24 protein-coding genes and 1 tRNA gene are annotated in these 26,186 nt (G+C 69.0%); 13 read left to right on the forward strand and 12 right to left on the reverse strand.

Features of this window, described 5'->3' with window-relative positions:
* Positions 1–19: 19 nt before the first annotated feature.
* From lptB to DM194_RS11065, 6 genes are all read right to left on the reverse strand, one after another.
* Positions 20–811, reverse strand: coding sequence for an LPS export ABC transporter ATP-binding protein (gene lptB, locus DM194_RS11040; protein ID WP_111067360.1), 792 nt, complete (start codon positions 809–811; stop codon positions 20–22).
* On the reverse strand, positions 808–1,680 hold the full coding sequence (locus DM194_RS11045; protein ID WP_111067361.1) for an LptA/OstA family protein: 873 nt from the start codon (positions 1,678–1,680) through the stop codon (positions 808–810). The genes lptB and DM194_RS11045 overlap by 4 nt, the downstream gene beginning before the upstream one ends.
* Positions 1,677–2,423, reverse strand: coding sequence for an LPS export ABC transporter periplasmic protein LptC (gene lptC, locus DM194_RS11050; protein ID WP_111067362.1), 747 nt, complete (start codon positions 2,421–2,423; stop codon positions 1,677–1,679). Before lptC ends, DM194_RS11045 begins: the two co-directional genes overlap by 4 nt.
* 52 nt (positions 2,424–2,475) lie before the next feature.
* A complete protein-coding gene (locus tag DM194_RS11055; protein WP_111067363.1) occupies positions 2,476–3,504 on the reverse strand; it encodes a KpsF/GutQ family sugar-phosphate isomerase in 1,029 nt (342 codons plus the stop codon).
* Positions 3,505–3,666: 162 nt separating this feature from the next.
* The gene (locus DM194_RS11060; protein WP_111067364.1) at positions 3,667–4,293 is read right to left on the reverse strand and encodes a ribonuclease D; all 627 of its coding nucleotides are present in this window, start codon (positions 4,291–4,293) and stop codon (positions 3,667–3,669) included.
* Between the two features lie 119 nt (positions 4,294–4,412).
* Positions 4,413–4,499: transfer RNA gene (locus tag DM194_RS11065), tRNA-Leu, on the reverse strand.
* 288 nt (positions 4,500–4,787) lie between these two features.
* Here DM194_RS11065 and DM194_RS11070 point away from each other — a divergent pair.
* The 3 genes from DM194_RS11070 to DM194_RS11080 all read left to right on the forward strand — a co-directional run bounded on the left by DM194_RS11070 (position 4,788) and on the right by DM194_RS11080 (position 7,962).
* Positions 4,788–5,759, forward strand: coding sequence for a complex I NDUFA9 subunit family protein (locus tag DM194_RS11070; RefSeq protein ID WP_111067365.1), 972 nt, complete (start codon positions 4,788–4,790; stop codon positions 5,757–5,759).
* A 50-nt stretch (positions 5,760–5,809) separates the two neighbouring features.
* Positions 5,810–6,607 carry a sulfite exporter TauE/SafE family protein gene (locus DM194_RS11075; RefSeq protein WP_246024194.1) on the forward strand — a complete coding sequence of 266 codons (798 nt, stop codon included), beginning with the start codon at positions 5,810–5,812 and terminating at the stop codon, positions 6,605–6,607.
* Between the two features lie 167 nt (positions 6,608–6,774).
* A complete protein-coding gene (locus DM194_RS11080; protein WP_111067367.1) occupies positions 6,775–7,962 on the forward strand; it encodes an MFS transporter in 1,188 nt (395 codons plus the stop codon).
* Positions 7,963–7,965: 3 nt separating this feature from the next.
* On the opposite strand, the gene DM194_RS11085 is transcribed toward DM194_RS11080, so the two are convergent.
* Entirely contained in the window at positions 7,966–8,766 is an 801-nt protein-coding gene (locus DM194_RS11085) for an undecaprenyl-diphosphate phosphatase (RefSeq protein WP_111067368.1), read from the reverse strand.
* A 387-nt stretch (positions 8,767–9,153) separates the two neighbouring features.
* On the opposite strand from DM194_RS11085, the gene DM194_RS11090 reads away from it, so the two are divergent.
* Entirely contained in the window at positions 9,154–10,602 is a 1,449-nt protein-coding gene (locus tag DM194_RS11090) for an NAD(P)-dependent oxidoreductase (RefSeq protein ID WP_111067369.1), read from the forward strand.
* A 185-nt stretch (positions 10,603–10,787) separates the two neighbouring features.
* Positions 10,788–15,335, forward strand: coding sequence for a glutamate synthase large subunit (gene gltB / locus DM194_RS11095; protein WP_111067370.1), 4,548 nt, complete (start codon positions 10,788–10,790; stop codon positions 15,333–15,335).
* A gap of 101 nt (positions 15,336–15,436) precedes the next feature.
* Here the strand turns inward: gltB and DM194_RS11100 are convergent, their stop codons facing one another.
* A complete protein-coding gene (locus tag DM194_RS11100) occupies positions 15,437–15,982 on the reverse strand; it encodes a GNAT family N-acetyltransferase (RefSeq protein ID WP_246024195.1) in 546 nt (181 codons plus the stop codon).
* Positions 15,979–16,629, reverse strand: a complete 651-nt coding sequence (locus DM194_RS11105; RefSeq protein WP_111067372.1) for a glutathione S-transferase family protein — start codon at positions 16,627–16,629, stop codon at positions 15,979–15,981. Before DM194_RS11105 ends, DM194_RS11100 begins: the two co-directional genes overlap by 4 nt.
* Before the next feature lie 239 nt (positions 16,630–16,868).
* On the opposite strand from DM194_RS11105, the gene DM194_RS11110 reads away from it, so the two are divergent.
* The 5 genes from DM194_RS11110 (at position 16,869) to DM194_RS11130 (ending at position 22,017) form a co-directional block, all read left to right on the forward strand.
* Positions 16,869–17,546, forward strand: a complete 678-nt coding sequence (locus DM194_RS11110; RefSeq protein WP_111067373.1) for an alanyl-tRNA editing protein — start codon at positions 16,869–16,871, stop codon at positions 17,544–17,546.
* A 487-nt stretch (positions 17,547–18,033) separates the two neighbouring features.
* The gene (locus tag DM194_RS11115; RefSeq protein ID WP_111067374.1) at positions 18,034–19,413 is read left to right on the forward strand and encodes a leucyl aminopeptidase family protein; all 1,380 of its coding nucleotides are present in this window, start codon (positions 18,034–18,036) and stop codon (positions 19,411–19,413) included.
* Between the two features lie 174 nt (positions 19,414–19,587).
* Positions 19,588–20,610: a flagellar motor switch protein FliG gene (fliG, locus tag DM194_RS11120; protein WP_111067375.1), complete on the forward strand. Its 1,023-nt coding sequence runs from the start codon at positions 19,588–19,590 to the stop codon at positions 20,608–20,610.
* A 27-nt stretch (positions 20,611–20,637) separates the two neighbouring features.
* On the forward strand, positions 20,638–21,489 hold the full coding sequence (locus DM194_RS11125; protein WP_111067376.1) for an AraC family transcriptional regulator: 852 nt from the start codon (positions 20,638–20,640) through the stop codon (positions 21,487–21,489).
* A gap of 42 nt (positions 21,490–21,531) precedes the next feature.
* Positions 21,532–22,017 (forward strand): DUF2000 domain-containing protein, encoded by a 486-nt coding sequence (locus DM194_RS11130; RefSeq protein ID WP_246024196.1) that lies wholly within the window; start codon positions 21,532–21,534, stop codon positions 22,015–22,017.
* A gap of 22 nt (positions 22,018–22,039) precedes the next feature.
* On the opposite strand, the gene DM194_RS11135 is transcribed toward DM194_RS11130, so the two are convergent.
* Complete coding sequence (locus DM194_RS11135) at positions 22,040–23,236, reverse strand: sensor histidine kinase (RefSeq protein WP_111067377.1); 1,197 nt, start codon at positions 23,234–23,236, stop codon at positions 22,040–22,042.
* 68 nt (positions 23,237–23,304) lie between these two features.
* The gene (locus tag DM194_RS11140) at positions 23,305–23,802 is read right to left on the reverse strand and encodes a low molecular weight protein-tyrosine-phosphatase (RefSeq protein ID WP_111067378.1); all 498 of its coding nucleotides are present in this window, start codon (positions 23,800–23,802) and stop codon (positions 23,305–23,307) included.
* A 165-nt stretch (positions 23,803–23,967) separates the two neighbouring features.
* Here DM194_RS11140 and cobB point away from each other — a divergent pair, with 165 nt between their 5' ends.
* Together cobB and DM194_RS11150 are read left to right on the forward strand one after the other, a co-directional pair.
* Positions 23,968–24,711 (forward strand): Sir2 family NAD+-dependent deacetylase, encoded by a 744-nt coding sequence (gene cobB / locus DM194_RS11145; protein WP_111067379.1) that lies wholly within the window; start codon positions 23,968–23,970, stop codon positions 24,709–24,711.
* Positions 24,701–25,312: a uracil-DNA glycosylase family protein gene (locus DM194_RS11150; protein WP_111067380.1), complete on the forward strand. Its 612-nt coding sequence runs from the start codon at positions 24,701–24,703 to the stop codon at positions 25,310–25,312. Before cobB ends, DM194_RS11150 begins: the two co-directional genes overlap by 11 nt.
* A 25-nt stretch (positions 25,313–25,337) precedes the next feature.
* Here DM194_RS11150 and DM194_RS11155 read toward each other — a convergent pair whose 3' ends face one another.
* A complete protein-coding gene (locus DM194_RS11155; RefSeq protein WP_014249055.1) occupies positions 25,338–25,688 on the reverse strand; it encodes a metallopeptidase family protein in 351 nt (116 codons plus the stop codon).
* A 142-nt stretch (positions 25,689–25,830) separates the two neighbouring features.
* Here DM194_RS11155 and DM194_RS11160 point away from each other — a divergent pair, with 142 nt between their 5' ends.
* Positions 25,831–26,133 carry a 4a-hydroxytetrahydrobiopterin dehydratase gene (locus DM194_RS11160; RefSeq protein ID WP_111067930.1) on the forward strand — a complete coding sequence of 101 codons (303 nt, stop codon included), beginning with the start codon at positions 25,831–25,833 and terminating at the stop codon, positions 26,131–26,133.
* Positions 26,134–26,186: the final 53 nt, after the last annotated feature.

A 26,186-nucleotide genomic window follows, 5' to 3' on the forward strand; every position in this document is an offset into this window, starting at 1 on the left:
GACCAGTGGAAACGGAGGGCTACAGACTGAACCGGTCGCCGAGATAGACCCGGCGCACGCCCTCGTGCGCCACGATCTCGTCCGGCCGTCCCTCCATTAGTACCACACCATCGTGCAAAATGTATGCCCGATCGACGAGGTCGAGCGTCTCACGCACGTTGTGGTCGGTGATCAGCACGCCGATGCCGCGGTCGCGCAGATGCCCGACCAGTTCGCGGATGTCGTTCACCGCGATGGGATCGATGCCGGCCAGCGGCTCGTCCAGCAGGATGAAATGCGGCTGCCCGGCCAGGGCGCGGGCGATCTCCACGCGCCGCCGCTCGCCGCCCGACAGCGCCAGCGCCGGCGAGCGGCGCAGATGCGTCACCGAGAATTCGGCCAGCAGCTCGTCCAGCATCGCCTCGCGCACGTCGCGGTCGCTCTCCACCACCTCCAGCACGGAGCGGATGTTGTTCTCCACCGTCATGCCGCGGAAGATCGAGGCCTCCTGCGGCAGATAACCGATGCCGAGCCGGGCGCGGCGGTACATCGGCAGCGCGGTGATGTCCTGGCCGTCCAGCGTGATGGTGCCGGAATCCGCGGCGATCAGGCCGGTGATCATGTAGAAGCAGGTGGTCTTGCCGGCGCCGTTGGGGCCGAGCAGCCCCACCGCCTCGCCGCGCTGGACGCTGATCGAGACGTCGCGCACCACCGGCCGCTTCTTGAAGGATTTGCCGAGATGCTGCGCCACCAGCCCTTCGGCCGGGACGGATGCTGCGGGGGTGCTGCCGGCGGGGGCGGCGCCGGGTCCGTTGGCGGTCAGCACGGTCACGGCTTCTTGCCTGCCGCGGCATCGGGCTGCTCGCCGGCCCTTTCGGCGGGAATCAGCAGGCCGCTGACCCGGCCGCCGGCGTCGCGGCCGGCGATGACGCGGTTGATCTTGCTGTTCATGTTCATCTCGGCGGCATCGCCGTTCAGCTGGTTGTCGCCGCGGGTTATCTTGACGTTGCCCATCAGCACCGCGACGTTGTCGGGCACCGAATAGACCAGCTTGTCCGACAGCGCCACATCGGTGGGCGTGGTGACGACGACGCTCCCGGAGCCGTCGATCCTGTCCATCTGGGTGGTGCCGTCCGGCAGCTTCTTCAGCCGGCCGATCAGCACGTCGGCGCGCAGCCGGTCGGTGCCGCGCACCGCCACCGCGTCGCCGCGCGCCACCGTCAGCTCGCGCGCCTCGTAATATTCCAGGCTGTCGCGGGCGGTGATCACGTCCTTGGCGGTGACCAGCTTCAGGTCCTTGCCGGTGACGACGGCGACCTGCTTGTCGACGTCATAGACGCCGTGGTCGCCGAACACCTGCTGGGTCGGGCTGACGATGCGGACATTGCCGTCGGCCACCAGCTGGAACACCTCGTTCCCCTTGCCGGGCACCTCGCGGTAATAGGCGGTCAGCACGTCGGCGAAGACGGTCGAGTCGTTGCGCTTGGCCGAGGCGTTGCCGCGCGCCACATAGGCGCGCACGTCCTGATGCCATTCGATCGCCTGGTCGGCGTTGATCTCGACCGGCTGCTTGCCGCCCATGCCGGGCAGGCCCTGGGCCATGGCGGGAGCGGCGAGCAGCAGCCCGGCGGCCAGCGCCGCGGCGGCCGGGACCGCCGACAGGGAAAATACGGTTCTGAACGGCGACCGTCTGGACGTCACGGCTTCTTGCTCCCGGGGCGCTCGGCGGCCTGGACCTCGGCCTTCGACTGGTTGAGGAAGACGACGTTCTTGCCGCGCTCCGTCATGCGGAAGCCCTGGGCGTTGATCTCGCCCTGCGGACCCTGGCCGGCCACCGCCTTGTCGCCCCAGGCGTTGCCCTTGCGGATGTCGGCCTCGGCCTCGCTGGTGGTGAACTCGTTGCCGTCGTCGCGCAGCACATGGACGTTGCCGCGCATCAGCAGGATGCCGGTGACCTGATTGTACCAGCCCTTGTCGGACCGCATGGTCACCCAGGTGCCGGTGTTCTCGGTCATTTCCGCCTGCGGGTCGTCCAGCAGGACGATGTCGGGCTCGTCGGTCGACTTGTCGGCCTTGGCCGCCACCAGCGAGAAGGGCTGGTTGTGTTCGTCCAGGCTGAAATAGCGCGGCTTCAGCATCTCGCTCTGTCCGGCATCGGCGGAGATGCGCGGGGTCGGCGGGCTGTTCAGCGACGGCCAGGCGGCCAGCAGCGCCATCATCGCCAGCGCCGCCGCCGGAAGCGCGAATTTCAGGGCCGAGACGAAGCGGCTGTGGAACCGGCTGACCGGACGGGTATCCCGCCGCCGGTGCGCGCGCAGCACGGCCGGCAGCTCCGCCGGGGCTTGGACAGGAGCGGACGCGCGGCGGTCCCTCCCGCGCGCAGGCGGTGCTGCAGGCGGAGCGGTTCCGGTGCGGTCGGGGCTGCGCAGGTCGTCCAGGCTCAACTCTCTGTCCCTCCGGCTCGGCGCTTGGCTTCCATAATGAACAAGAACGCGGTCAGGCGGCGCCCGCGCGCAGGCAATCGTGGATGTGCACGATGCCCAGCGGCCGGTCGTCCTCGATCACGAACAGGGTGGTGATCTTCTTCTCGTTCATCTCCCGCAGTGCCTCGACGATCAACGCCTTCGGGCGGATGGTCTTTGGCCGCGGCGACATGATGCTGTCGGCGCGCTCTGCCAGAAGCTCCGGCGTCAGATGACGGCGCACGTCGCCGTCGGTGATGATCCCGACCAGCGCGCCCGCCTCGTCGGTCACTCCGACGCAGCCGAGCCGCTTGGCCGTCATCTCGAAGATGACGTCGGACAGCGGCGAATCAAGACGGCACAGGGGCAAATCGGTCCCCTTGTGCATGATGTCGGTGACCTTCAGCAATGCGCGGCCCAGCTGTCCGCCGGGGTGGAACTCGCGGAAATCGGCGGCGGAGAAGCCGCGCCGTTCCAGCAGCGCCACCGCGATGGCGTCGCCCAGCGCCAGCATCATGGTGGTGGAGGTGGTGGGCGCCAGACCCAGCGGACAGGCCTCCGGCACCGGCGGCAGGATCAGCGCCACGTCCGACTGCTCGGCCAGCGAGGAGGCGGCGCGGCGGGTCATGCCGATCAGCGGGATGCCGAACCGGCGGGTGAAGGCGATGATGTCCGCCAGTTCATGCGTCTCGCCCGAATTGGACAGCGCCACCACGGCGTCGTTCTTCGCGATCATGCCGAGGTCGCCGTGGCTCGCCTCGCCCGGATGGACGAAGAAGGCCGGCGTGCCGGTGGAGGCCATGGTGGCGGCGATCTTGCGGGCGACATGGCCCGACTTGCCCATGCCGGTGACGACCACGCGGCCTTCGATGCCGTTCAGCAGGTCGAGCGCCCGCAGGAAGGCTCCGTCGAGGCTGTCCGCCAGGGCCACCAGCGCATCGGCTTCCGTCCGCAGCACGCGGGTGGCGCAGGCGATGTCGCGGTTCTCCACGGCGCTCGATTCGGTCGACGCGGCGGTCAGGCTGGACGTGATAGCGCTGGTCAAGGCTGCGATGCCTTCCATTCAAAAGGCCCGATAGGCAGGCCGTTCACAAACACGCGCCCACCCGGATGGCTCCCGGCAGGCGCGACCCGCAGTATGCCCCCCGGCGGGCGCCGGGTCAAATTAACGCCCGGTTAGAGGCGGCGCCCCCTCCCGTCCCGGGAAAGGGCGGCGATCGTGCGATCAGTGCGCCAGGATGTCCGGGGTTTCCCAGCCGCCGAGGTCCAGTTCGCCGCGGGCCGGCAGGAAGTCGAAACAGGCCTGGGCCAGATGGGTGCGGCCCTCGCGCGCCAGCATGACGTCCAGCTTCGCCTTCAGGTCATGCAGGTGCAGCACGTCGGAGGCCGCATACTTCATCTGGTCGGTGGTCAGCTCGGGAGCGCCCCAGTCGGAGGACTGCTGCTGCTTGGAGATCTCGACCCCCAGAAGATCCTTGCACAGATCCTTCAGGCCATGGCGGTCGGTGAAGGTGCGGACCAGCTTGGAGGCGACCTTGGTGCAATAGACCGGCTGGCAGCTGACGCCCAGATAGGCCTTCATCACCGCCACGTCGAAACGGGCGAAATGGAACAGCTTGGTCACGCCGGGATCGGTCAGCAGACGCTTCAGGTTCGGCGCCTCGTAGCGGCCGGGACGGAACTGCACCAGATGGACCGCACCGTCGCCGGCCGACAGCTGCACCAGGCAGAGGCGGTCGCGGTGGGGGTTCAGCCCCATCGTCTCGGTGTCGATGGCAACGCAGTTGTCGCGGGCCCCGGCGGCGAGGTCGAGGCCGTCGGGGAGGTCGCCGTCATGAAGGTCGATGGGCATGGTCGTTTCCCGGTGGTCAGGCCCCCGGCCACGGACCCTAGAAACGACGAACGCCGCTCTGCACTGCCTCCCTCTCGATCGAAGGAGCTGTGCATGCGGCGCAGCCGGGTAGAAAGAAATGGTGCCCAGGAGAAGACTCGAACTTCCACGACATTTCTGCCACAGGTACCTGAAACCTGCGCGTCTACCAATTCCGCCACCTGGGCTCGGTGCTCGGTGTGTGGGCGGTTGTTTAATGATCCGGCCGGGGGGCGTCAACAGCTTTTTTCGGACTTCTTCGTTTTTTTGCCGCATCGCGGGTTTTCCTCCCGCGGCCGGCCGGCGCGGCGATGCAGTCCCTAGATTGGCGGCTGCCCATTCGCTATAAGCTTGCGCGCAGTTCCAGCAGTCCTCATGGCGACACACAGTCGGACGACGCGCGGGGGCGCGCAGCGGCGGGGGAACCGCCGCGCGAAAGCCCCGGTTACGGCGCGCAACGGCACGGGAGACGGTCGATGTCCTATCGCACTCAGGTTATCACGGTGTTCGGCGGGTCGGGCTTCATCGGCCGCCACCTGATCCGGCGCCTCGCCAAGTCCGGCGCCCAAATCCGCATCGCCACCCGCAATCCGGGCAAGGCGGCCTTCCTGAAGACCGCCGGCGCCGTCGGCCAGATCGTGCCCTTCGCCACCGACTGCACGCGGGACGACTCGGTCGACCGCGCCCTTCAGGGGGCGGACATCGCCATCAACCTGCTGGGCGTGCTGTACGAACGCGGGAGCCAGAGCTTCCAGGCCGTCCATGTCGACGCGGCGTCCCGCATCGCCCGCCTGTCCGCCGCCAACGGCGTCGACCGGCTGATCCACGTCTCCGCCATCGGCGCCGACGCCAACTCCCCCTCCTCCTACGCCCGCTCCAAGGCGGCCGGCGAGCAGGCGGTGCTGTCCGCCTTCCCGGCGGCGACGATCCTGCGCCCCAGCATCGTCTTCGGGCCGGAGGACAATTTCTTCAACAAGTTCGCCGCGATGGCGCAGAAGGCCCCCGCCCTGCCGCTGATCGGCGGCGGCAAGACCCGCTTCCAGCCGGTCTATGTCGGCGATCTGGCCGACGCCGTCGTCGCCGCGCTGGACACCGACGCCAGCCGCGGCAAGACCTACGAGCTGGGCGGCCCGCGCGTCTACAGCTTCCGCGAACTGCTGGAACTGACCCAGAAGGACATCCAGCGCCACCGGCCGCTGGTGACCATTCCCTGGAACATCGCCGAGTCGCTGGGCGGCCTGCTGGAGAAGATCCCGGTCCTCGCCCCGGCGCTGACCCGCGATCAGGTCGCCCTGCTGCGGCAGGACAACGTCGTCTCCCCGGACGCGCTGGGCTTCAAGGATCTGGGAATCACCGAACTCGCCACCTGCGAGGTGATCCTGCCGACCTACCTGTCGCGCTTCATCGTCGGCGGCAAGTACAGCGGCCTGACAGGCAACGCCCACTGACCGGCGGGATGCCTCCTGAAAGCCCCGGCGGGCGCGCCGGGGCTTTTCCGTTGTCGAAGCTGCGTGCGCTCGCCTCCTTCCTCAGCGGCGCCGCCATCGGCACGCTGGGCGGGCTGATCGGGCTGGGCGGGGCCGAGTTCCGGCTGCCGCTGCTGATCGGCGCCTTCCGCTTCGCGGCACTCGACGCCATCATCCTGAACAAGGCGATGAGCCTCGTCGTCGTCGCCGCCGCCCTTCCCTTCCGGGCCGGAACGGTGCCGCTCGGCCTCGTCGCCGACAATTGGGCGGTGATCGCCAACCTGCTGGCCGGCAGCCTGCTCGGCGCCTGGGCCGGGGCGGGCTGGGCGATGCGGATGGACGCCGCCCGGCTGCACCGGGTGATGGCCCTGCTGCTGGTGCTGATCGCCGGCGCCCTGCTGTTCGGCCATGGCATGCCGGGAGGCGGCCCGGAAGGAACCGGGCCGGCGCTGGACGGGATGGCGCTGGCCGCCGCCGGAACCGCCGCCGGCTTCGCCATCGGCGTCGTCGCCTCCATCCTGGGCGTGGCCGGCGGCGAGCTGCTGATCCCGACGCTGGTCCTTCTGTTCGGCGTCGACCTGAAGCTGGCGGGCAGCCTGTCCCTGGCGGTCAGCCTGCCCACCATGATCGCCGGCTTCTCCCGCTACGCCCGCGACCGCAGCCTGTCGGTTCTGGCCCGCAACCGCGCATTCGTGCTGCTGATGGCGGCGGGATCGCTGACCGGCGCATTCATCGGCGGCCGGCTGCTGGGCATCGTGCCGGAGCCGGTGCTGCTGCCGGCCCTGTCGGCGATCCTGCTGCTCTCCGCCGCCAAGATGTGGCGGCACTGACGGGGCCGGCGGGGTTCGGACATGGTTTCCGCCCGGTTCGGACATGGTTTCCGCCCGGTGCGGGCATGGTTCCTGCCCGGTGCGGGCATGGCTAGCCTGCCCCTTCCCTGCTTGATTTCCCCGCCGGCCACCGTCATGTCGGCAGTTCAACAGCGACTGGACGGACGATGACAGGGGCAGAGGATATCCGCGGCGGCGCGGGCCGGGTGATGGAACAGGCCGCCGCCGCGCGCTTGGCAACCGTCACCGCCTTCTTCCTGAACGGCACCGTCTTCGGCGTCTGGGCGACCCAGATCCCGCTGTTGAAGAACCGGCTCGACCTCAGCCCCGCCGTGCTGGGGGTGGCGCTGCTCTGCCTCGCCGTCGGCGCGCTGACCGCGATGGTCGCCAGCGGGCCGCTGCTCGCGCGGCTGGGCAGCGCCCCGGTGACGCGGGTGACCGCCCTGCTGTTCGCCGCCTTCCTGCCCCTGCCGTCGCTGGTGCCGGACGTGGTGACGCTGTGCATCGTGCTGGCGCTGTTCGGCGCCTCGGGCGGCACCATGGACGTCGCCATGAACGCCCAGGGCGCGCTGGTGGAGCGGCGGCTCGGCCGGCCGATCATGTCCTCGCTGCACGGGATGTGGAGCCTCGGCGGGCTGACGGGTGCGGCGCTGGGCGGGCTTCTGCTGCCGCTGATGGCGCCGGCGGCGCAGGCCGCGCTGGTGTCGGTCGGGCTGGTCGCGCTGTTCCTGGCCCTGCAGGGCCGCTTCCTGCCCGACCGCAACGCCTCGGCCGGCGGGCTGGTCCTGCCCGACCGCAAGACCCTGTTTCTCGGCCTGCTCGCCGCCCTGTCCTTCATGAGCGAGGGCGCCATCCTGGACTGGAGCGCCATCCACCTGCGCGACGATCTGGGCGCCCCGGCCTCGCTCGCCGGCATGGGGTTCGGCGTGTTCTGCGCCGCGATGGCGGTGGGACGCTTCAGCGGCGACCGGCTGCGCCACCGCTTCGGCGGGGCGACGCTGATGAGCGGCGGCAGCCTGCTGGCCGCGGCCGGGCTGGGCCTGGTTCTGGCCGCCGGCTGGGTGGCGGATGGATCGCCGCTGCTGGCGATGGCCGGATTCGGGCTGACCGGGATCGGCCTGTCGAACATCGTCCCGGTGCTGTTCAGCACGGCCGGCGCGGTGGAGAGCGGCCGGGCCGACCATGCCGTCGCCGCGGTGTCCACCATGGGCTACACCGGCGTGCTGGCCGGCCCGCCGCTGGTCGGCTTCATCGCCCAGGCCACCAGCCTCGCCACCGCCTTCGCCCTGATGGCCGTACTCGCCCTGTTCGTGGCGGTCGCCGCGGCGCGGGCGGTGCCGCGGCAGGCCGCTTGAGGGTTACAGATACAGGAAGGCCAGCATGCCGGTGCCGATGGCGATGCGGTACCAGCCGAAGGGGGTGAAGCCGTAGCGGCCGACGAAATCGACCAGCGTCTTCACCACCAGCGCCGCGGCGATGAAGGCGGTGACGAAGCCGACCAGGATCAGCAGGCCGCTGTCCAAATTCATCACCGACCAGTTCTTGTAGAGGTCGTAGACGGTGGCGCCGGCCATGGTCGGCACCGCCAGGAAGAAGGAGAACTCGGCCGCCGCCTTGCGGTCGACGCCCATCAGCAGGGCGCCCAGGATGCTGGCCCCCGACCGCGACACGCCCGGCACCAGCGCCAGGCACTGGCAGAAGCCGATCTTCAGCGCCAGCGGGGCGGAGAAATTCTCGATCTGGTGATAGCGGGCGACCGGGATCAGGCGCTCCACCAGCAGGATGGCGATGCCGCCGACGATCAGGGCGATGCTGACCACCGTCGGGTTGAACAGCAGCGTCTTGATGACGCCGTGCAGCGCGGCGCCCAGCACCATCGCCGGCAGGAAGCCGATCAGCACCGCGCGCACGAAGCGCCGCGCGCCGGGATCATCCTTCAACCCTGTGGCGACATGCCACAGCCGATGGAAATAGACGACGCAGATCGCCAGAATGGCGCCGAGCTGGATCACCACCTCGAACACCTTGCCGGGCGGACCCTGGAAGCCCAGCAACTCGTCCAGCATGATGAGGTGCCCGGTCGAGGACACCGGCAGGAACTCGGTCAGGCCCTCCACCAGCCCCATCAGGGTGGCGTCCAGATATTGGTCGATCATCATCGCGGCACGCAGCCTTCGGCAGGGTTGGATGTTGCGGTGCTTATAGCAGGCGCGGCCTGTGCTTGGCGACGGCGTGGGGTCGGTACCCCTATTTGCGAGATAGTCTCGTTTATGGACTAATTTTCTATCTCGTTTTTGCGATACCATACCGCACCGCTCACGCATTCCAGCCTTGCGGCAGAAAAGGTCAACAAAGCGTACCTATCGGTTCTTTTGTGCTTCCGCCGGCCCGACGCATGCGTTATATGACGAGCGTCCGCCACTTTGCGGACGTTCGATTTCAACCCAGCCGGTCGGCGTAGGCACAAGCCACAGCCCCCGGTCAGGCCCGGCAAGGCGATGTCCCCGCAGCAGACGACGGGGCCGCGAAGCGAAGGAGCAGACGTCATGGCGAACCAGAAAATGTTGGGCTTCGTGCACACCGCGCAGAAGATGCCCGACAAGCGGTCCGCCGCCGACCGTCGCCAGGACTTCGCCGAGATCTACGCCCGCTTCAGCGACGAGCGCGCCGGCGAGCAGGCCAACCGCTGCTCGCAGTGCGGCGTTCCCTTCTGCCAGGTGCATTGCCCGGTCTCGAACAACATCCCGGACTGGCTGAAGCTGACCGCCGAGGGGCGTCTGGAGGAGGCTTACGAGGTCTCCCAGGCCACCAACAACTTCCCCGAGATCTGCGGCCGCATCTGCCCGCAGGACCGGCTGTGCGAGGGCAACTGCGTCATCGAGCAGTCCACCCACGGCGCCGTCACCATCGGCTCGGTCGAGAAGTACATCAACGACACCGCCTGGGAGAACGGCTGGGTCAAGCCGCGCAAGCCGGCCCGCGAGCTGGGCCTGTCGGTCGGCGTGATCGGCGCCGGCCCGGCCGGTCTCGCCGCCGCCGAGGAACTGCGCGCCAAGGGCTACGAGGTCCATGTCTACGACCGCTACGACCGCATGGGCGGCCTGCTGGTCTACGGCATCCCCGGCTTCAAGCTGGAGAAGGACGTCGTCGCCCGCCGCGTCCAGCGCCTGGCCGATGCCGGCGTCATCTTCCATTCCAACTTCGAGGTCGGCCGCGACGCCTCGCTGGCCGAGCTGCGCGAGCGCCACGTCACCATCCTGGTCGCCACCGGCGTCTACAAGGCCCGCGACATCAAGGCCCCCGGCGCCGGCCTGAAGAACATCGTTCCGGCGCTGGAATACCTGACCACCTCCAACCGCGTCGGCCTGGGCGACTCCGTCGGCGCCTACAAGGACGGTTCGCTGAACGCCGCCGGCAAGAAGGTGGTCGTGCTCGGCGGCGGCGACACCGCGATGGACTGCGTGCGCACGGCGATCCGCCAGGGCGCCACCTCCGTCAAGTGCCTGTACCGCCGCGACCGCAAGAACATGCCGGGCTCGCAGCGCGAAGTGGCGCATGCCGAGGAGGAAGGCGTCGAGTTCGTCTGGCAGGCCGCTCCCGAGGGCTTCACCGGCGAGGACGTGGTGACCGGCGTCCGCGCCGTCCGCATCCACCTGGGCGTGGCCGACGCCACCGGCCGCCAGACCCCGCAGGTGATCGAGGGCTCCGAGTTCACCGAGCCGGCCGACCTCGTCATCAAGGCGCTGGGCTTCGAGCCGGAGGATCTGCCGGGCATGTTCGGCGCGCCGGACCTGACCGTCACCCGCTGGGGCACTCTGCTGGTCGACCACCGCACCAAGATGACCAGCCTGGACGGCGTCTTCGCCGCCGGCGATATCGTCCGCGGCGCCTCCCTGGTGGTCTGGGCCATCCGCGACGGCCGCGACGCCGCCGAGGCGATGCACGCCTACGCCCAGACCGTCGGCGCGCCGAAGCTGGCCGTGGCCGCCGAGTAAGGCCGCCTTATCAAAAAAAGCGGCAGTCCCCTCCCCCGCGATCGGGCCGGCCCTTGGCCGGCCGAGGGCGGGGGAGGGCCAGGGAGGGGGTCGTTCGCCCTCTCCGCATCAGAACCACCGTCTACCCCAGGGGGCCATCCCTTCCGCCCCCCAGGTCAACGTCCAGACTGTGAAAGGGTCGTTCCATGACCACCGAGTTGAACCAGGGTGAGCAGTTCGTCGCCGATTTCCGCGCCAACGCCGCGGCGCTGACCACTGCGCACGCCTACAATCCGGCCGACGAGCACGACGCCTGCGGCGTCGGCTTCATCGCCGCGATCGACGGCAAGCCCCGCCGCTCGGTGGTCGAGAAAGGCATCGAAGCCCTGAAGGCGGTCTGGCACCGCGGCGCGGTTGACGCCGACGGCAAGACGGGCGACGGCGCCGGCATCCATGTCCAGGTGCCGCAGAAGTTCTTCAAGGACCACGTCAAGGTCATCGGCCACACCCCGCCGGAGAACAACCTGGCGGTCGGCCAGGTCTTCCTGCCGCGCATCAGCCTGGACGCCCAGGAAGCCTGCCGCTGCATCGTCGAAACCGAGATCCTGGCCTTCGGCTACTACATCTACGGCTGGCGTCAGGTGCCGATCAACGTCGACATCATCGGCGAGAAGGCCAACGCGACCCGGCCCGAGATCGAGCAGATCATCATCGGCAACAGCAAGGGCGTGTCGGACGAGCAGTTCGAGCTCGACCTCTACATCATCCGCCGCCGCATCGAGAAGGCGGTGCATGGCGAGCAGATCAACGACTTCTACATCTGCTCGCTGTCGGCCCGTTCGATCATCTACAAGGGCATGTTCCTCGCCGAACAGCTGTCCACCTTCTACCCGGACCTGACCGACGACCGCTTCGAGTCGTCCTTCGCCATCTACCACCAGCGCTATTCGACCAACACCTTCCCGACCTGGCCGCTGGCCCAGCCCTTCCGCATGCTCGCCCACAACGGCGAGATCAACACGCTGAAGGGCAACGTCAACTGGATGAAGGCGCACGAGACCCGCATGGAGCATGCGGTGTTCGGCACCCACATGGCGGACCTGAAGCCGGTGATCGGCGTCGGCCTGTCGGACTCGGGCGCGCTGGACTCGGTGTTCGAGGTGATGGTCCGCGCCGGCCGCAGCGCGCCGATGGTCAAGATGATGCTGGTGCCGCAGGCGCTGACCAGCTCGCAGACCACGCCGGAAAACCACAAGGCCCTGATCTCCTACTGCAACTCGGTGATGGAGCCGTGGGACGGCCCGGCCGCGCTGGCGATGACCGACGGCCGCTGGGTCGTCGGCGGCATGGACCGCAACGGCCTGCGCCCGATGCGCTACACCATCACCGCCGACGGCCTGATCATCGGCGGTTCCGAGACCGGCATGGTCAAGATCGAGGAGAACCAGGTGATCGAAAAGGGCCGCCTCGGCCCGGGCGAGATGATCGCCGTCGATCTCCAGGCGGGCAAGCTGTTCACCGACCGTGAGCTGAAGGACCATCTGGCCAGCCAGAAGCCCTGGGGCCAGTGGGTCAAGAACACCACGCATCTGGACGAGCTGGTGAAGTCCGCCTCGCTGAAGGGCGAGCCGTCGGAGATGGAGAAGGAGGAGCTGCGCCGCCGCCAGATGGCCTTCGGCCTCGCCATGGAAGACATGGAGCTGATCCTCCACCCGATGGCGGAGGACGGGAAGGAAGCCATTGGCTCGATGGGCGACGACAGCCCGATCGCCGTGCTGTCCGACAAGTACCGCGGCCTGCACCACTTCTTCCGCCAGAACTTCTCCCAGGTCACCAATCCGCCCATCGACAGCTTGCGCGAGCGCCGGGTGATGAGCCTGAAGACGCGCCTCGGCAACCTCGGCAACATCCTGGACGAGGATGAGAGCCAGACCCGGTTGCTGCAACTCGACAGCCCGGTGCTGACCACCGCCGAATTCCACGCCATGCGTGAGTATATGGGCGACACCGCGGCGGTGATCGACGCCACCTTCCCGGCCGATGCCGGCCCCGACGCCCTGCGCGACGCGCTGCGCCGCATCCGCCAGGAGGCGGAGGACGCCGTGCGCGGCGGCGCCAACCACGTCATCATGACCGACGAGGCGATGGGTCCGACCCGCGCCGCCATCCCGGCGATCCTGGCGACCGGTGCGGTCCACACCCACCTGATCCGCTCCAACCTGCGCACCTTCACCTCGCTGAACCTGCGCACGGCGGAATGCCTGGACACCCATTACTTCGCGGTGCTGATCGGTGTCGGCGCCACCACCGTCAACGCCTATCTCGCCCAGGAAGCGGTGGCCGAGCGCCAGCGCCGCGGCCTGCTCGGCTCGCTGTCGCTGGAAAAGGCGATGACGAACTACAAGAAGGCCATCGACGACGGCCTGCTGAAGATCATGTCCAAGATGGGCATCTCGGTCATCAGCAGCTATCGCGGCGGCGGCAACTTCGAGGCCATCGGCCTCAGCCGCGCCCTGGTCGCCGAGCATTTCCCGGCGATGGTCAGCCGCATTTCCGGCATCGGCCTGAACGGCATCCAGAAGAAGGTGCTGGAGCAGCACGCGCTGGCCTATGCCGGCGAGGCGCTGCCGCTGCCGGTCGGCGGCTTCTACCGCTTCCGCAAGTCGGGCGACCGCCATGGCTGGGAGGGTGGGATCATCCACACCCTGCAGCAGGCCGTCACCAACGACAGCTACACCACCTTCAAGAAGTATTCGGAGCAGGTGAACAAGCGGCCGCCGATGCAGCTGCGCGACCTGCTGGAGTTCCGCACCACCAAGGCCGCCGTCCCGGTGGACGAGGTGGAGAGCATCACCGCCATCCGCAAGCGCTTCATCACGCCGGGCATGTCGATGGGCGCCCTGTCGCCCGAGGCGCACGGCACGCTGAACGTCGCCATGAACCGCATCGGCGCCAAGTCCGACTCGGGCGAGGGCGGCGAGGATCCGGCGCGCTTCCGCCCGGACAAGAACGGCGACAACTGGAACTCCGCCATCAAGCAGGTGGCGTCGGGCCGCTTCGGCGTCACCGCCGAATACCTGAACCAGTGCCGCGAGCTGGAGATCAAGGTCGCCCAGGGCGCCAAGCCCGGCGAGGGCGGCCAGCTGCCCGGCTTCAAGGTGACGGAGATGATCGCGCGGCTGCGTCACTCGACGCCGGGCGTCATGCTGATCAGCCCGCCGCCGCACCACGACATCTACTCGATCGAGGATCTGGCCCAGCTCATCTATGACCTGAAGCAGATCAACCCGGACGCCAAGGTCACGGTGAAGCTGGTCAGCCGGTCGGGCATCGGCACCATCGCCGCCGGCGTGGCCAAGGCCAACGCCGACATCATCCTGATCTCCGGCAACTCCGGCGGCACCGGCGCCAGCCCGCAGACCTCGATCAAGTTCGCCGGCCTGCCCTGGGAGATGGGCCTGTCGGAGGTGCATCAGGTCCTGACGCTGAACAAGCTGCGCCACCGCGTGCGGCTGCGCACCGACGGCGGCCTGAAGACCGGCCGCGACATCGTCATCGCCGCCATGCTGGGCGCGGAAGAGTTCGGCATCGGCACCGCCAGCCTGATCGCCATGGGCTGCATCATGGTCCGGCAGTGCCATTCCAACACCTGCCCGGTCGGCGTCTGCGTCCAGGACGAGAAGCTGCGCGAGAAGTTCGTCGGCACGCCGGAGAAGGTCGTCAACCTCTTCACCTTCCTGGCCGAGGAGGTCCGCGAGATCCTGGCCCGCCTGGGCTTCCGCTCGCTGAACGAGGTGATCGGCCGCACCGACCTGCTGCATCAGGTCAGCCGCGGCGGCGCCCACCTGGACGACCTCGACCTCAACCCGCTGCTGGCCCAGGCCGATCCGGGCGAGAACGCGCGCTACTGCACGCTGCAGGGCCGCAACGAGGTGCCGGACACGCTGGACGCCCGCATCGTCGCCGATGCCCGCCCGCTGTTCGAGGAAGGCGAGAAGATGCAGCTCGCCTACAACGCCCGCAACACGCAGCGCGCCATCGGCACGCGGCTGTCCTCGATGGTGACGCGGAAGTTCGGGATGTTCGGGCTGCAGCCCGGCCACATCACGGTGCGCCTGCGCGGCACCGCCGGCCAGTCGCTGGGCGCCTTCGCGGTCCAGGGCATCAAGCTGGAGGTGATGGGCGACGCCAACGACTATGTCGGCAAGGGCCTGTCGGGCGGCACCATCGTGGTCCGTCCGGCCACCAGCAGCCCGCTGGAGTCGAACAGGAACACCATCATCGGCAACACGGTGCTGTACGGCGCCACCGCCGGCAAGCTGTTCGCCGCCGGCCAGGCGGGCGAGCGGTTCGCGGTGCGCAACTCCGGCGCCACCGTGGTGGTGGAGGGCTGCGGCTCCAACGGCTGCGAGTACATGACGGGCGGCACGGCGGTCATCCTGGGCAAGGTCGGCGACAACTTCGCCGCCGGCATGACCGGGGGCATGGCCTACCTGTACGACCCGGAGGACTCGCTGCCGCTGCACATCAACGAGGAGAGCGTGATCTTCCAGCGGATCGAGGTGCCCCATTACGAGGCCCAGCTCCGCGCCCTGATCGAGGAGCACGTCGCCGAGACGCAGAGCCGTTTCGCCGCCGAGATCCTCAACGACTGGCAGCGCGAGCTCGGCCACTTCTGGCAGGTGGTCCCGAAGGAGATGCTGCACCGTCTGGCCGTGCCGGTGACCCTGCCGCGCGCCATTCCGGCGGAGTGACGAAGACTTCCCCGCCCCGCCCTCACCGGCGGGGCGGCGGGCAGACATGAAAACGGCGCGCCATCCGGCAGGACGGCGCGCCGTTTTCATGTGGAGTTGCGTCAACCGCCGGCCGGGGACAGATCCAGCGCCATGACGATGCTGTCGAACTGGACGCCCGGCGCCAGGATCACCGACCGGCGGCCGACGGAACGGAAGCCGGCGGACGCATAGAACCGCTCGGCGATGAGGCTCGACAGGCACTCCAGCCGACGGACTCCGGCGCCCCGCGCCTCCGCGATGCAGCGGCCGAGCAGGGCGCTGCCGACACCCCGGCGCAAGGCATCGGGATGGGTGGCGAAATGCCGGATGTGTCCGACCTGCGGGTCCACCGGCTGGCAGGGCGGCCCCGGCGGCTCGCGGGTCCAGCCGCCGCAGCCGATGACTGCGCCGTCCTCCGCCACCGCCAGATGATAGGTGCCCGACCGAAGCAGCAGCGGATTGGCCTTCATCATCCCCGGCAGCGCCCGCTCCAGAACGTCGGCCGGATAACCGGCGGCCATCAGCGGCGGGTAGGAAGCCTGGAGCAGTCCGCCGACCGCCTCGGCATCCTCCGGCCCCGCCGGCCGGATGGCGAAGCCCCCGATCATAAGGCCGAAGCCGCTCAAGGCTCGAACTCCCAGGGCTCATCCTTGGCCGCAGCGGTCCACTCCTCCATCGCCGGCAGGGCCAGCACGGCGTCCATATAGGCGCGCGTCTCCGCCTCCACCGCGACGCCGTAGGTCTGGAACCGCGTCACCACCGGGGCGAACATGGCGTCGGCGATGGTGAAGGCGCCGAACAGGAAGGGACCGCCCGCCGGGATGCCGAAGCGGGCGCGGGCATCGGCCCACAGGGCCTGGATGCGGGCGATGTCGGCGGCGGTGGCCTCGGTCATGCCCTCGCCCTTGCGGTCGCGCTTGAGGTTCATCGGCATGGTGCTGCGCAGCGAGGCGAAGCCGGAATGCATCTCCGCCGACACCGACCGCGCCACCGCGCGCGCCGCCCGGTCCGCCGGCCACAGCCCGGCTTCGGGCGCCAGTTCAGCCACATATTCGCAGATCGCCAGCGAATCCCAGACGGTCAGCCCGTCATGGATCAGGGTGGGCACGCGGCCCGACGGGGAGTGTCCGGCGATGCGCGCGGCGGTGTCCGGCTGGCGCAGGGGGATGACGGTCTCGGCAAAGGCAAGCCCCGCCTGCTTCATCGCCAGCCAGGGGCGCAGCGACCAGGACGAATAAGCCTTGCTTCCCACCACCAGGGTCAGGTCGGACATCGGACTGCACCTTTCAGGACACGCACTCTGCGGGAGCGTGAGGATGGCCTGCCACCGGGGACCGTAGCAAGCCTCCCTGTCGCACCCGGCCTGTTTCACCCGGCCGGGCATCCGCCGCGCCCGCGCGACATTGCTTTTCCGGGTATTTCATCGGAGGAGGCATAGTGTACGGTCGGATGGGTCGGCGGGCTGTCCATCCGCGACAGGAATCGATCTCCCAACGATACGCGAGGCGCTCCATGACCCGGAAGATGTTCTGGGACGATCCCTACCGCACCCGCCTGGATACCCGCATCGCCGCGGTGGACAGCGACGAGGTCACGCTGGAGGCCACCATCCTCTACGCGCTTTCCGGCGGGCAGGAGAGCGATGCCGGCACCATCGGCGGCTTCGAGGTGCTGGAGGCCCGCAAGGACGGCCGCGACATCCGCTACAGGCTGGCGCCCGGCCACGGGTTCGGCCCCGGCGACGCCGTTGCGGTGGCGATCGACTGGGAGCGCCGCTACCGGCTGATGCGCCTGCACTTCGCCGCCGAGATCGTGCTTGAGCTGGTGGTGGCCCGCCTGCCCGGCATCCACAAGGTCGGCGCCCACATCGCCGCCGACAAGGCGCGCATCGACTTCGCCTGGAACGAGCCGCTGACCCCGCTGCTGCCCGAATTCGCCGAGCAGGCCGCGCGCATCGTCGCCGCCGACACCCCCATCCTGAGCGGCTTCAGCGACGAAACCGCCGAACGCCGCTTCTGGGAAATCCCCGGCTTCGCCCGGGTTCCCTGCGGCGGCACGCATCTGCGCCGGACAGGCGAGATCGGCGCGCTGACGCTCAAGCGCCGCAACACCGGCAAAGGCAAGGAGCGGATCGAGATCGCGCTGGCCGACCCCCATTCTCCGGCCATGCCTCAGCCGGGACGCGGCTAGACTCCGAGCGGCCTTGGAAGCCCGGGCATCGAAGCTCAAACTGTGCCCCCCTCGCGCGTCATGCCGGTTCATTCAACCGCTGGCGGCTTTCTCACCCCGTGATAGGATGTTTTGCCTAGCGGGTTGAAGGGGGGGGGAGCGCCATGTCTTCGCCGGCCGTTCCGACGCAGCCGTTCATTCACCCGACCGGCGCCCGACCGACCGGCATAGTGAACACTGGAACATCGCCGGAAACCTGTTCCACGCTGTTCCATCCGCTGCATCAACCGCCCTCGAAACGGCGCTGGGGAGCGCGTGTGGAAACCGGATGGAACAGTGGAACATCCCCGGAAAACCGTTCCACGCTGTTCCATCCGCCGGCTTTCACAGCCCGCCCATGCCTGCCCGGCGCATCGCCCCCTTTCCAGCCGGCCGCCGGCGCGCCATCCTTGGGAATGGGCATCCGCATCGGATGCGTGACGTGATCTCGTGAGAAGGATTCCCCGTCTTGCTCGCCACCCTGCTTGCCGTCGACGGCCCCGATACCGTCGTCCTCACCCCCGTGACCAAGGCCGGTCTGGCCGACTGGCTGGCCGCGCAGCCGCCGGCCATCGCCTCCTGGGTCAAGGCGGTGGGCTTCACCGGCGAGGCCGGATCGACCGCCTTCCTGCCGGGACCGGACGGCGCCGTCGCCCATGTGCTGGCCGGCGTTTCGGCGGTCGATGACCTGTGGGCCTTCGCCGGCCTGCCCGCCTCGCTGCCTGCCGGTTCCTACAAGATCGATGCGGCGCTGGATGAGCGGGCGGCGACCAGGGCGGCGCTGGGCTGGGCGCTCGGCAGCTACCGCTTCAGCCGCTACAAGAAGCCGCCGGCGAAGGGCTTCGCCAATCTGGTCTGGCCGGCGGAGGCCGACCGCGGCGAGGTGGAGCGCGCGGCGACCGCCACCTGCCTCGTCCGCGATCTGGTGAACACCCCGGCCTGCGACATGGGTCCGGCCGAGCTGGCCCAGGCGGCGCAGGATCTGGCGGCCGAGTTCGACGCCGGCCTCGAGGTGATCGTCGGGCAGGATCTGCTCGACCGCGACTATCCCGCCATCCATGCCGTCGGTCGCGCCAGCCCGCGGGCGCCGCGGCTGATCGACCTGCGCTGGGGCAACCCGCAGCATCCGAAGGTCACCATCGTCGGCAAGGGCGTGTGTTTCGACACCGGCGGGCTGGACCTGAAGCCGTCCTCCGCCATGCTGATCATGAAGAAGGACATGGGCGGGGCGGCGCATGCGCTGGCGCTCGGCCGGATGATCATGATGGCCGGGCTGCCGGTGCGGCTGCGCGTGCTGGTCCCGGCGGTGGAGAATGTCGTGTCCGGCAACAGCTTCAAGCCGCAGGACGTGCTGAAGACCCGCAAGGGCCTGACGGTGGAGGTCGGCAACACCGACGCCGAAGGCCGCCTGATCCTGTGCGACGCGTTGGCGGAGGCGGATTCGGAGAAGCCGGCCCTGCTGATCGACTTCGCCACCCTGACCGGCGCGGCCCGCGTGGCGCTCGGCCCCGACCTGCCGGCATTGATGTGCAACGATGATGCGCTGGCCAACGACCTGACGGAGGCCGGGACCGAGGTCGACGACCCGATGTGGCGGCTGCCGCTGTGGGCGCCCTACCGCAAGGGACTGGACAGCAAGGTGGCGGACATCAACAACGTCACCGCCAACGGCTTCGCCGGCGCCATCACCGCCGGGCTGTTCCTGCAGGAGTTCGTGTCGAAGGGCACGCCCTGGGCGCATCTGGACACCTATGCCTGGAACGGGTCGGCCCGCCCCGGCCGGCCGGAAGGCGGCGAGGCGCTGGGCCTGCGCGCCGCCTATGCGGTGATCGCCAAGCGGTTCGGCTGAGACGAAGGGCGGGAGGAAGGGTGGGGAGCCGACTGAATTTGTCCTCGCCCTTTTTCCCTGAAGGGATGGAATGCCCAAACGGATCGTATTAGAACGGAAGAATAGGAAACCTGACGTGTAAGAATGAACCGCCCGCTCCCGGCGCGAGGTGGGCGGAGTGGCGGAGGCGGACAGATGGCGTTGAAGGTTCGCGAGGACTACCGGACCCTCACCGGCCCGGAAAAGGCCGCCATCATGATGCTCGCGCTGGGCGAGGAGCACGCGTCCAGGCTGTTCGCGCTGATGGACGACGAGGAGATCAAGGAGCTGTCCCAGGTGATGGCCAACCTGGGCACCGTGTCGGCCAACCTGATCGAACGCCTGTTCGTCGAATTCGCCGAGCAGATGTCGGCCACCGGCTCGCTGGTCGGTTCCTTCGATTCGACCGAACGGCTGCTGCTGAAGACCCTGCCGAAGGACAAGGTCGACCAGATCATGGAGGAAATCCGCGGTCCGGCCGGCCGCACCATGTGGGACAAGCTGGCCAACGTCAACGAGTCGGTGCTGTCCAACTATCTGAAGAACGAGTACCCGCAGACCGTCGCGGTGGTGTTGTCCAAGATCCGCTCCGACCATGCCGGCCGGGTGCTGGCGCAGCTGCCGGAAAGCTTCGCGATGGAGGTCATCATGCGCATGCTGCGCATGGAGGCGGTGCAGAAGGAGGTTCTGGACGACGTGGAGCGCACGCTGCGCACCGAGTTCATGACCAACCTCGCCCGCACCAGCCGGCGCGACAGCCACGAGATGCTGGCGGAGATCTTCAACGGGCTGGACCGCACCACCGAGCACCGCTTCATGGCCGCGCTGGAGGAGCGCAACCGCGACAGCGCCGAGCGCATCAAGTCGCTGATGTTCACCTTCGAGGATCTGTCCAAGCTCGACCCCGGCGGCGTCCAGACGATGCTGCGGACGGTGGACAAGCAGAAGCTGGGCACCGCGCTGAAGGGCGCGTCGGAGTCGCTGAAGGATCTGTTCTTCTCCAACATGTCCGAGCGCGCCGCCAAGATCCTGCGCGAGGACATGGCCGCCATGGGCCCAGTCCGCGTCCGCGACGTGGACGAGGCGCAGATGTACATGGTCCAGCTGGCCAAGGATCTCGCCGCCCGCGGCGAGCTGGTGCTGGCCGAGGGCAGCGGCGAGAACGAGCTGATCTACTGACCGGCGATCCGGCGATGGAGGTGCCGCATGGCGGAAAGGGCGGGCGGCGACAAGGATTGGGTGACGGTCCGCCGCGACGCGGAGACCGGCATCGAGACGATCCGCGCCCATTTCCGCGGCCATGCCTATGACCTGCACGATCATGACGAGCTGCTGGTCGGCGTCACCGAACAGGGGGTGCAGGCCTTCCGCTGCCGGCGGCGGCTGCACACCAGCACTCCCGGCCGCGTCATCCTGATCGAACCGGGCGAGGCCCATGACGGCCACAGCCCCGCAGAGGACGGCTTCACCTACGCCATGCTCTACCTGCCGGTGCCGCTGCTGACCGCGCGCACCGACGCCTTGAAGGGCTTGATGCCGCGCGCCGCAGGCTGTTTGGGCTTCCGCGACACGCTGGCCGACGATCCCGGACTCGCCGCGACGATCCTGTCCGCCTTCCTGGCGCTGCACCGCGGGGAGGGGCGGCTTGCCCGCGACCTGTCGGTGGACCGTCTGGCGGAGAGGCTGGCCCGCCATCTCGCCCCGCCGCCGGACCGCCAACGCCTGCGCCCCGACCGCGCCGCCGCCCTGGTGCGGGACCTGCTGCACGCCCGGATGGCCGAGGATGTCGGGCTGGACGAGCTGTCGGCCGCCGCCGGCGTCGACCGCTTCCGCCTGAACCGCGCCTTCCGCACCGCCTTCGGCCTGTCGCCGCATGCCTATCTGGTCCGGCTGCGCCTGCGCGCCGCCCGGCGCCGGCTGGCGGAGGGCGAGGCGCCGGCCCTGGTCGCGGCGGAGGTCGGATTCGCCGACCAGAGCCATCTCGGCCGCTGGTTCCGCCGCGCCTACGGCATGACGCCCGCCGCCTATCGCGATCTGTGCACGAACGTTCCAGACTGAGACGCGATCATCCGGCATCTGGATGGGCGAAGGAGACCCGCCATGCCCGACACCCGGATGCCCAATGGCCCGATGCCCAATGGCCCGATGACCGAAACCGCCGCCCCCGACGCACCCGTCCGCTTCGACACCAAGGTCGCGCTGGTCATCCGCGCCGATCTGCCGGTGTGGCGGAAGCTGAACGTCGCCGCCTTCCTGGCCACCGGCATCGCCGCCGCGGCCCCCGAAGCGCTGGGCGAACCCTATGTCGACGGTGCCGGCCGCCACTATGGCCGGATGCTCGGCCAGCCGATCCTGATCTTCGCCGCCGATGGCGACCGGCTGCGGGCCGTCCGCGACGGCGCCTTGGAACGGGGGCTGACACTGGTGCCCTACGTCGCCGCCATGTTCGCCACGGGGCATGATGCCGCCAACCGCGCCGCTTTCCGGGCCGAGGATCCGGCCGCCCCCGATCTGGTCGGGCTGGCCCTGCGCGGTCCGAAGAAGACGGTCGACAAGACGGTGAAGGGGCTCGCCCTGCACGGGTAGGAGAAGGCGGCCGGCTCCGCCCTCACAGCTCCTGCGGCAGGGTGATCGTCACCGTGGTGCCGGCCCCCGGCGTGCTGTCGAAGAGGATCCGGCCGCCGAGCGGGCCGGTCACCGTGTTGAAGACGACGGCGAGACCCAACCCCTTGTGGCCGCGGCCGCGGGCGGTGGTGAAGAAGGGATCGGTCAGGATCGGCATATGCTCCGCCGGGATGCCGGCGCCGCGGTCGCTGACGACCAGGTTCCAGGCCGGGACCGCATCCAGCGTCGCCGGCGCGACCGACACCTCGACGGTGCCGGGACCGTCGGCATAGCCATGGGCGGCGGCGTTGGCGAACAGGTGGTGGAGCACCCGCTCCAACGGTTGGGTGCAGCCGAGCCACGGGCAGGGAGCGCCCGGCATCACCCGCAGCTCCAGCGGCAGGCCGGGGTGCTGGACGGCGAACAGCGCCGCGACGTCGGCCACGGTCTGGCGCAGGTCCAGCGCCTCCAGCGGTTCGGCGTTCTGGCAGGCGGCGATGGCGGAAAACGCCTCCACCAGATCCACCGCGCGCGCGAGATTGGCATCGAGCAGGGCGGCCGGCTCCCGCAGTTCCTCGGTCGCGAGCGGGCCGTTGCCGGCACGGGCCAGCTCCTGCAGGTGGCTGGCGGTGGTGACGCAGACGCCGAGCGGCGTGTTCAACTCGTGCGCCAGCCCGGTCACCGCCTGGGTGATGGCGCGCTGGCGGGCCAATGCCGATTCGGCGATGCGGGTGCGGCGTTCCAGATCCTCGCGCACCACCCGTTCCGACACCTCGCGGATCATCCGGCTGAGTTCGCGCAGCAGCTTCGCCAGCAGATCGGGCGAGGGGGAGATCAGCGCCAGGAAAAGATCGCGCTCCAACTCGAACACCGTCACCGGCGTGGCGGCGATCACCGAGGCGGAGCGGGCGCCGCCGTCGATCAGCGCCATCTCGCCGAAACAGTCGCCGGCGCGGCGGAATCCGACCTCCACCTGACCGCCGAACTGGTCGTTGCGCACCACCCGCACCGTTCCGTCCAGCAGCACATAAAGCGAGCCGGCGCCGTCCCCCTCACGCATCAGCACCGTGCCGGCCGGTGCATCGAACACCCGCCCTCGCGAAGCCACGGCCGCGCGTTCCTCCGGCGAGAAGGCCTCGAACAGGACGATGCCGTCGAGGATTCCGCCGGGCGTGGTGGTGCCGGTGGCTGCGCTGGTCATGGCGGACGGATACTCCGAAAGGGCTAATGCCGGCAGCATAAACCAAGCGGCCGGGGCACCGCGAGACGTTAACCGATGCTTTCGCGAATCAGAAACTTGCTTTCGCGCATCAAGCGGTCCAGCAGACCGCGCGACCCGGCCTCGCACAGGTCCAGAACCTCTTCGAAGCCGCCGGGGCCGCCATAGTAGGGATCGGGAACCTCGCGCCCCTCAAGCCCCGCCGCATCGTCCAGGAACAGGCGGAGCGCCGCGGTGGCGCCGGCCGGGGCGATGCGGCGCAGCTGGGCCAGATGGCCGTGATCCATCGCCAGGATATGGTCGAAGCGGGTGAAATCCGCCGTCACCACCTTGCGGGCGCGCAGAGCCGACAGGTCGACGCCGCGGGCCAGCGCCGCGCGTTGCGTCCGCGGGTCGGGGGGCTCGCCGATGTGGTAGCTGTGGGTGCCGGCGGAATCGGCGGTGACCCGGCCGCCGAACCCGGCGCTCCCGGCCAGATGGCGGAACACCCCCTCGGCGGTCGGCGAGCGGCAGATGTTGCCCGTGCAGACGAACAGGACCTTGACCACCTTCGGTATCTCCCTTCTTTCTTTTCAGCGGCTTTACTTCCGGGCGCGACGAGCGTACGCCGCAGCAGTTTTCCACATCATCGGTTTCCGAACCGTTAGATCGGATCGCGTAATACCGGACTGGCTTCCAAGCGTGAATCCGTCGCCAGATATCAAGGGAATCCCATGCCCTCACCCGCGCTGACCAACCGACTGCGTCCGACCGACTCGATCGTCATCCTGACCGGGGCCGGGATTTCCAAGGAATCGGGGCTGGATACCTTCCGCTGCGCCGGCGGCATCTGGAGCCAGGTCGATCTGGAGGATGTGGCGACGCCGCAGGGCTTCGCGCGCAACCCCGACCTCGTCCACCGCTTCTACAACGACCGCCGCCGCGGCCTCGCCGACCCGGCGGTGCAGCCCAACGCCGCGCACCGGGCGCTGGCGGAGCTGGAGCGGCATTGGAAGGGCGATATCCTGCTGGTGACCCAGAACATCGACGACCTGCACGAGCGCGGCGGGTCGAAGGCGCCGCTGCACATGCATGGCGAGTTGCTGAAGGCCTTCTGCCTGCATTGCCGCACGGTGGTGGAGCTGCGGGGCGACCTGTCGGTGCACGACCATTGCCTGACCTGCGGGCGCAAGGGCGGCATGCGGCCGGACGTGGTCTGGTTCGGCGAGATGCCCTACCAGATGGAGCGCATCCAGCGGGCGTTGGAGGAATGCGACCTGTTCGTGTCGATCGGCACCTCGGGCCATGTCTACCCCGCCGCCGGCTTCGTGGCGGAAGCGCGGTCGGCCGGCGCCTATACGGTCGAGCTGAACCTGGAACCGTCGGAAGGCGCGTCCTATTTCCACAGCTCCATCAACGGCCCGGCGACCCAGGTGGTGCCGGCCTTCGTTCAGGATTTGCTGACGCTTGTCCGATGACATCGTTGAAGGCGGCCCGGAACTCGACCGCCTGTTCGCGACGGTGCGCGCCTGCACGCTGTGCGCGGGCGTCCTGCCGCATGGCTGCCGCCCGGTCCTGCGCGGCAGCTCCACCGCCCGCCTGCTGATCGTCGGGCAGGCTCCCGGCGCGCGGGTGCATGCCAGCGGCACGCCCTGGGACGACGCCTCCGGCGACCGGCTGCGCAAGTGGCTGGCCATGGACCGGACCGCCTTCTACGACGAATCCCGCATCGCCGTGGTGCCGATGGGGCTGTGCTATCCCGGAACCATGCCGAAGGGCGGCGATTATCCGCCGCGGCCGGAATGCGCGCCCTTGTGGCACCCGCCGCTGCTGAAGGTGCTGTCGGGCGTCCGGTTGACCCTGCTGATCGGGCAATACGCCCAGGCGCGCTATCTGGGCGAGCGCCGCAAGGCGACGATGACGGAGACGGTGGCGAACTGGCGCGACTACGGCCCGGCCACCATCCCGCTGCCGCACCCGAGCTGGCGCAACACCGCCTGGCTGAACCGGAACCCCTGGTTCGAGGAGGAATTGGTGCCGGCGCTGCGCCGCCGTGTGGCCGACGCGCTGGAGGGCTGAACGGCCTGCCCTTACCCCCCCTGCCCTATTCCATCGTCTCGATCCGCTCCATGTCGTCGTCGGAAAAGCCGAAATGGTGGCCGATCTCGTGGATCAGGACATGGCGGACGATGGCCGGCAGTTCCTCGCCCGTCTCGCACCAGTAATCCAGGATCGGGCGGCGGTAGAGGAAGATCATGTCCGGCCCGCCGCGCAGGTCGGCGACGCTTTGCCGCGTCAGATCCACCCCCCGGTACAGCCCCAGCAGGTCGAATGGGCTTTCCAGCTCCATCTCCCGCTCGGTATCCTCGTCGGGAAAATCCTCGACATGGATGACGAGGTTCCCGACCGGGGCCAGAAGCTCCGCCGGGATGGTTTCAAGCGCTTCTTCGGCCATGCGCTCCAGGTCTTCGACCGTGGGCGGAACCGTATGGGGACCTGAAGGTTTCCGTATCATGCCGCAGAAGGTAGCGGACCGCCGTCCGTTCGCCAAGAAGCTGCGGGCGGCAAAAAGAGGAACGGAAGAAAGGGAGCCCATCATGTCCGATCGTTTGGTCGGCGCGCATCGCCAGACGGCACTGAAGGACCTGCACGGCTGGTCGGAGGTCCTGGAACGCGACGCCATCCGCAAGACCTTCCATTTCGCCGATTTTCCGGCCGCCTGGGGGTTCATGAACCAGGTCGCCCTGCTGGCCGAGAAGACCGGCCATCATCCCGAATGGTTCAACGACCTCGGCCGGGTGGAGGTGATCCTCTACACCCGCAGCGTCGACGCCGTGACCACGGCCGACATCGACTTCGCCCACCGCCTGGACCAGATGGCCCCGCTGCACGATCGGTAGGGCCGCAAGCCGGAACAGGCCCTTCTCCCGCCGTGGGAGAAGGGCCGCCGTGA

It is taken from the genome of Azospirillum ramasamyi (assembly GCF_003233655.1).
GTDB classification, from domain to species: Bacteria; Pseudomonadota; Alphaproteobacteria; order Azospirillales; family Azospirillaceae; genus Azospirillum; species Azospirillum ramasamyi.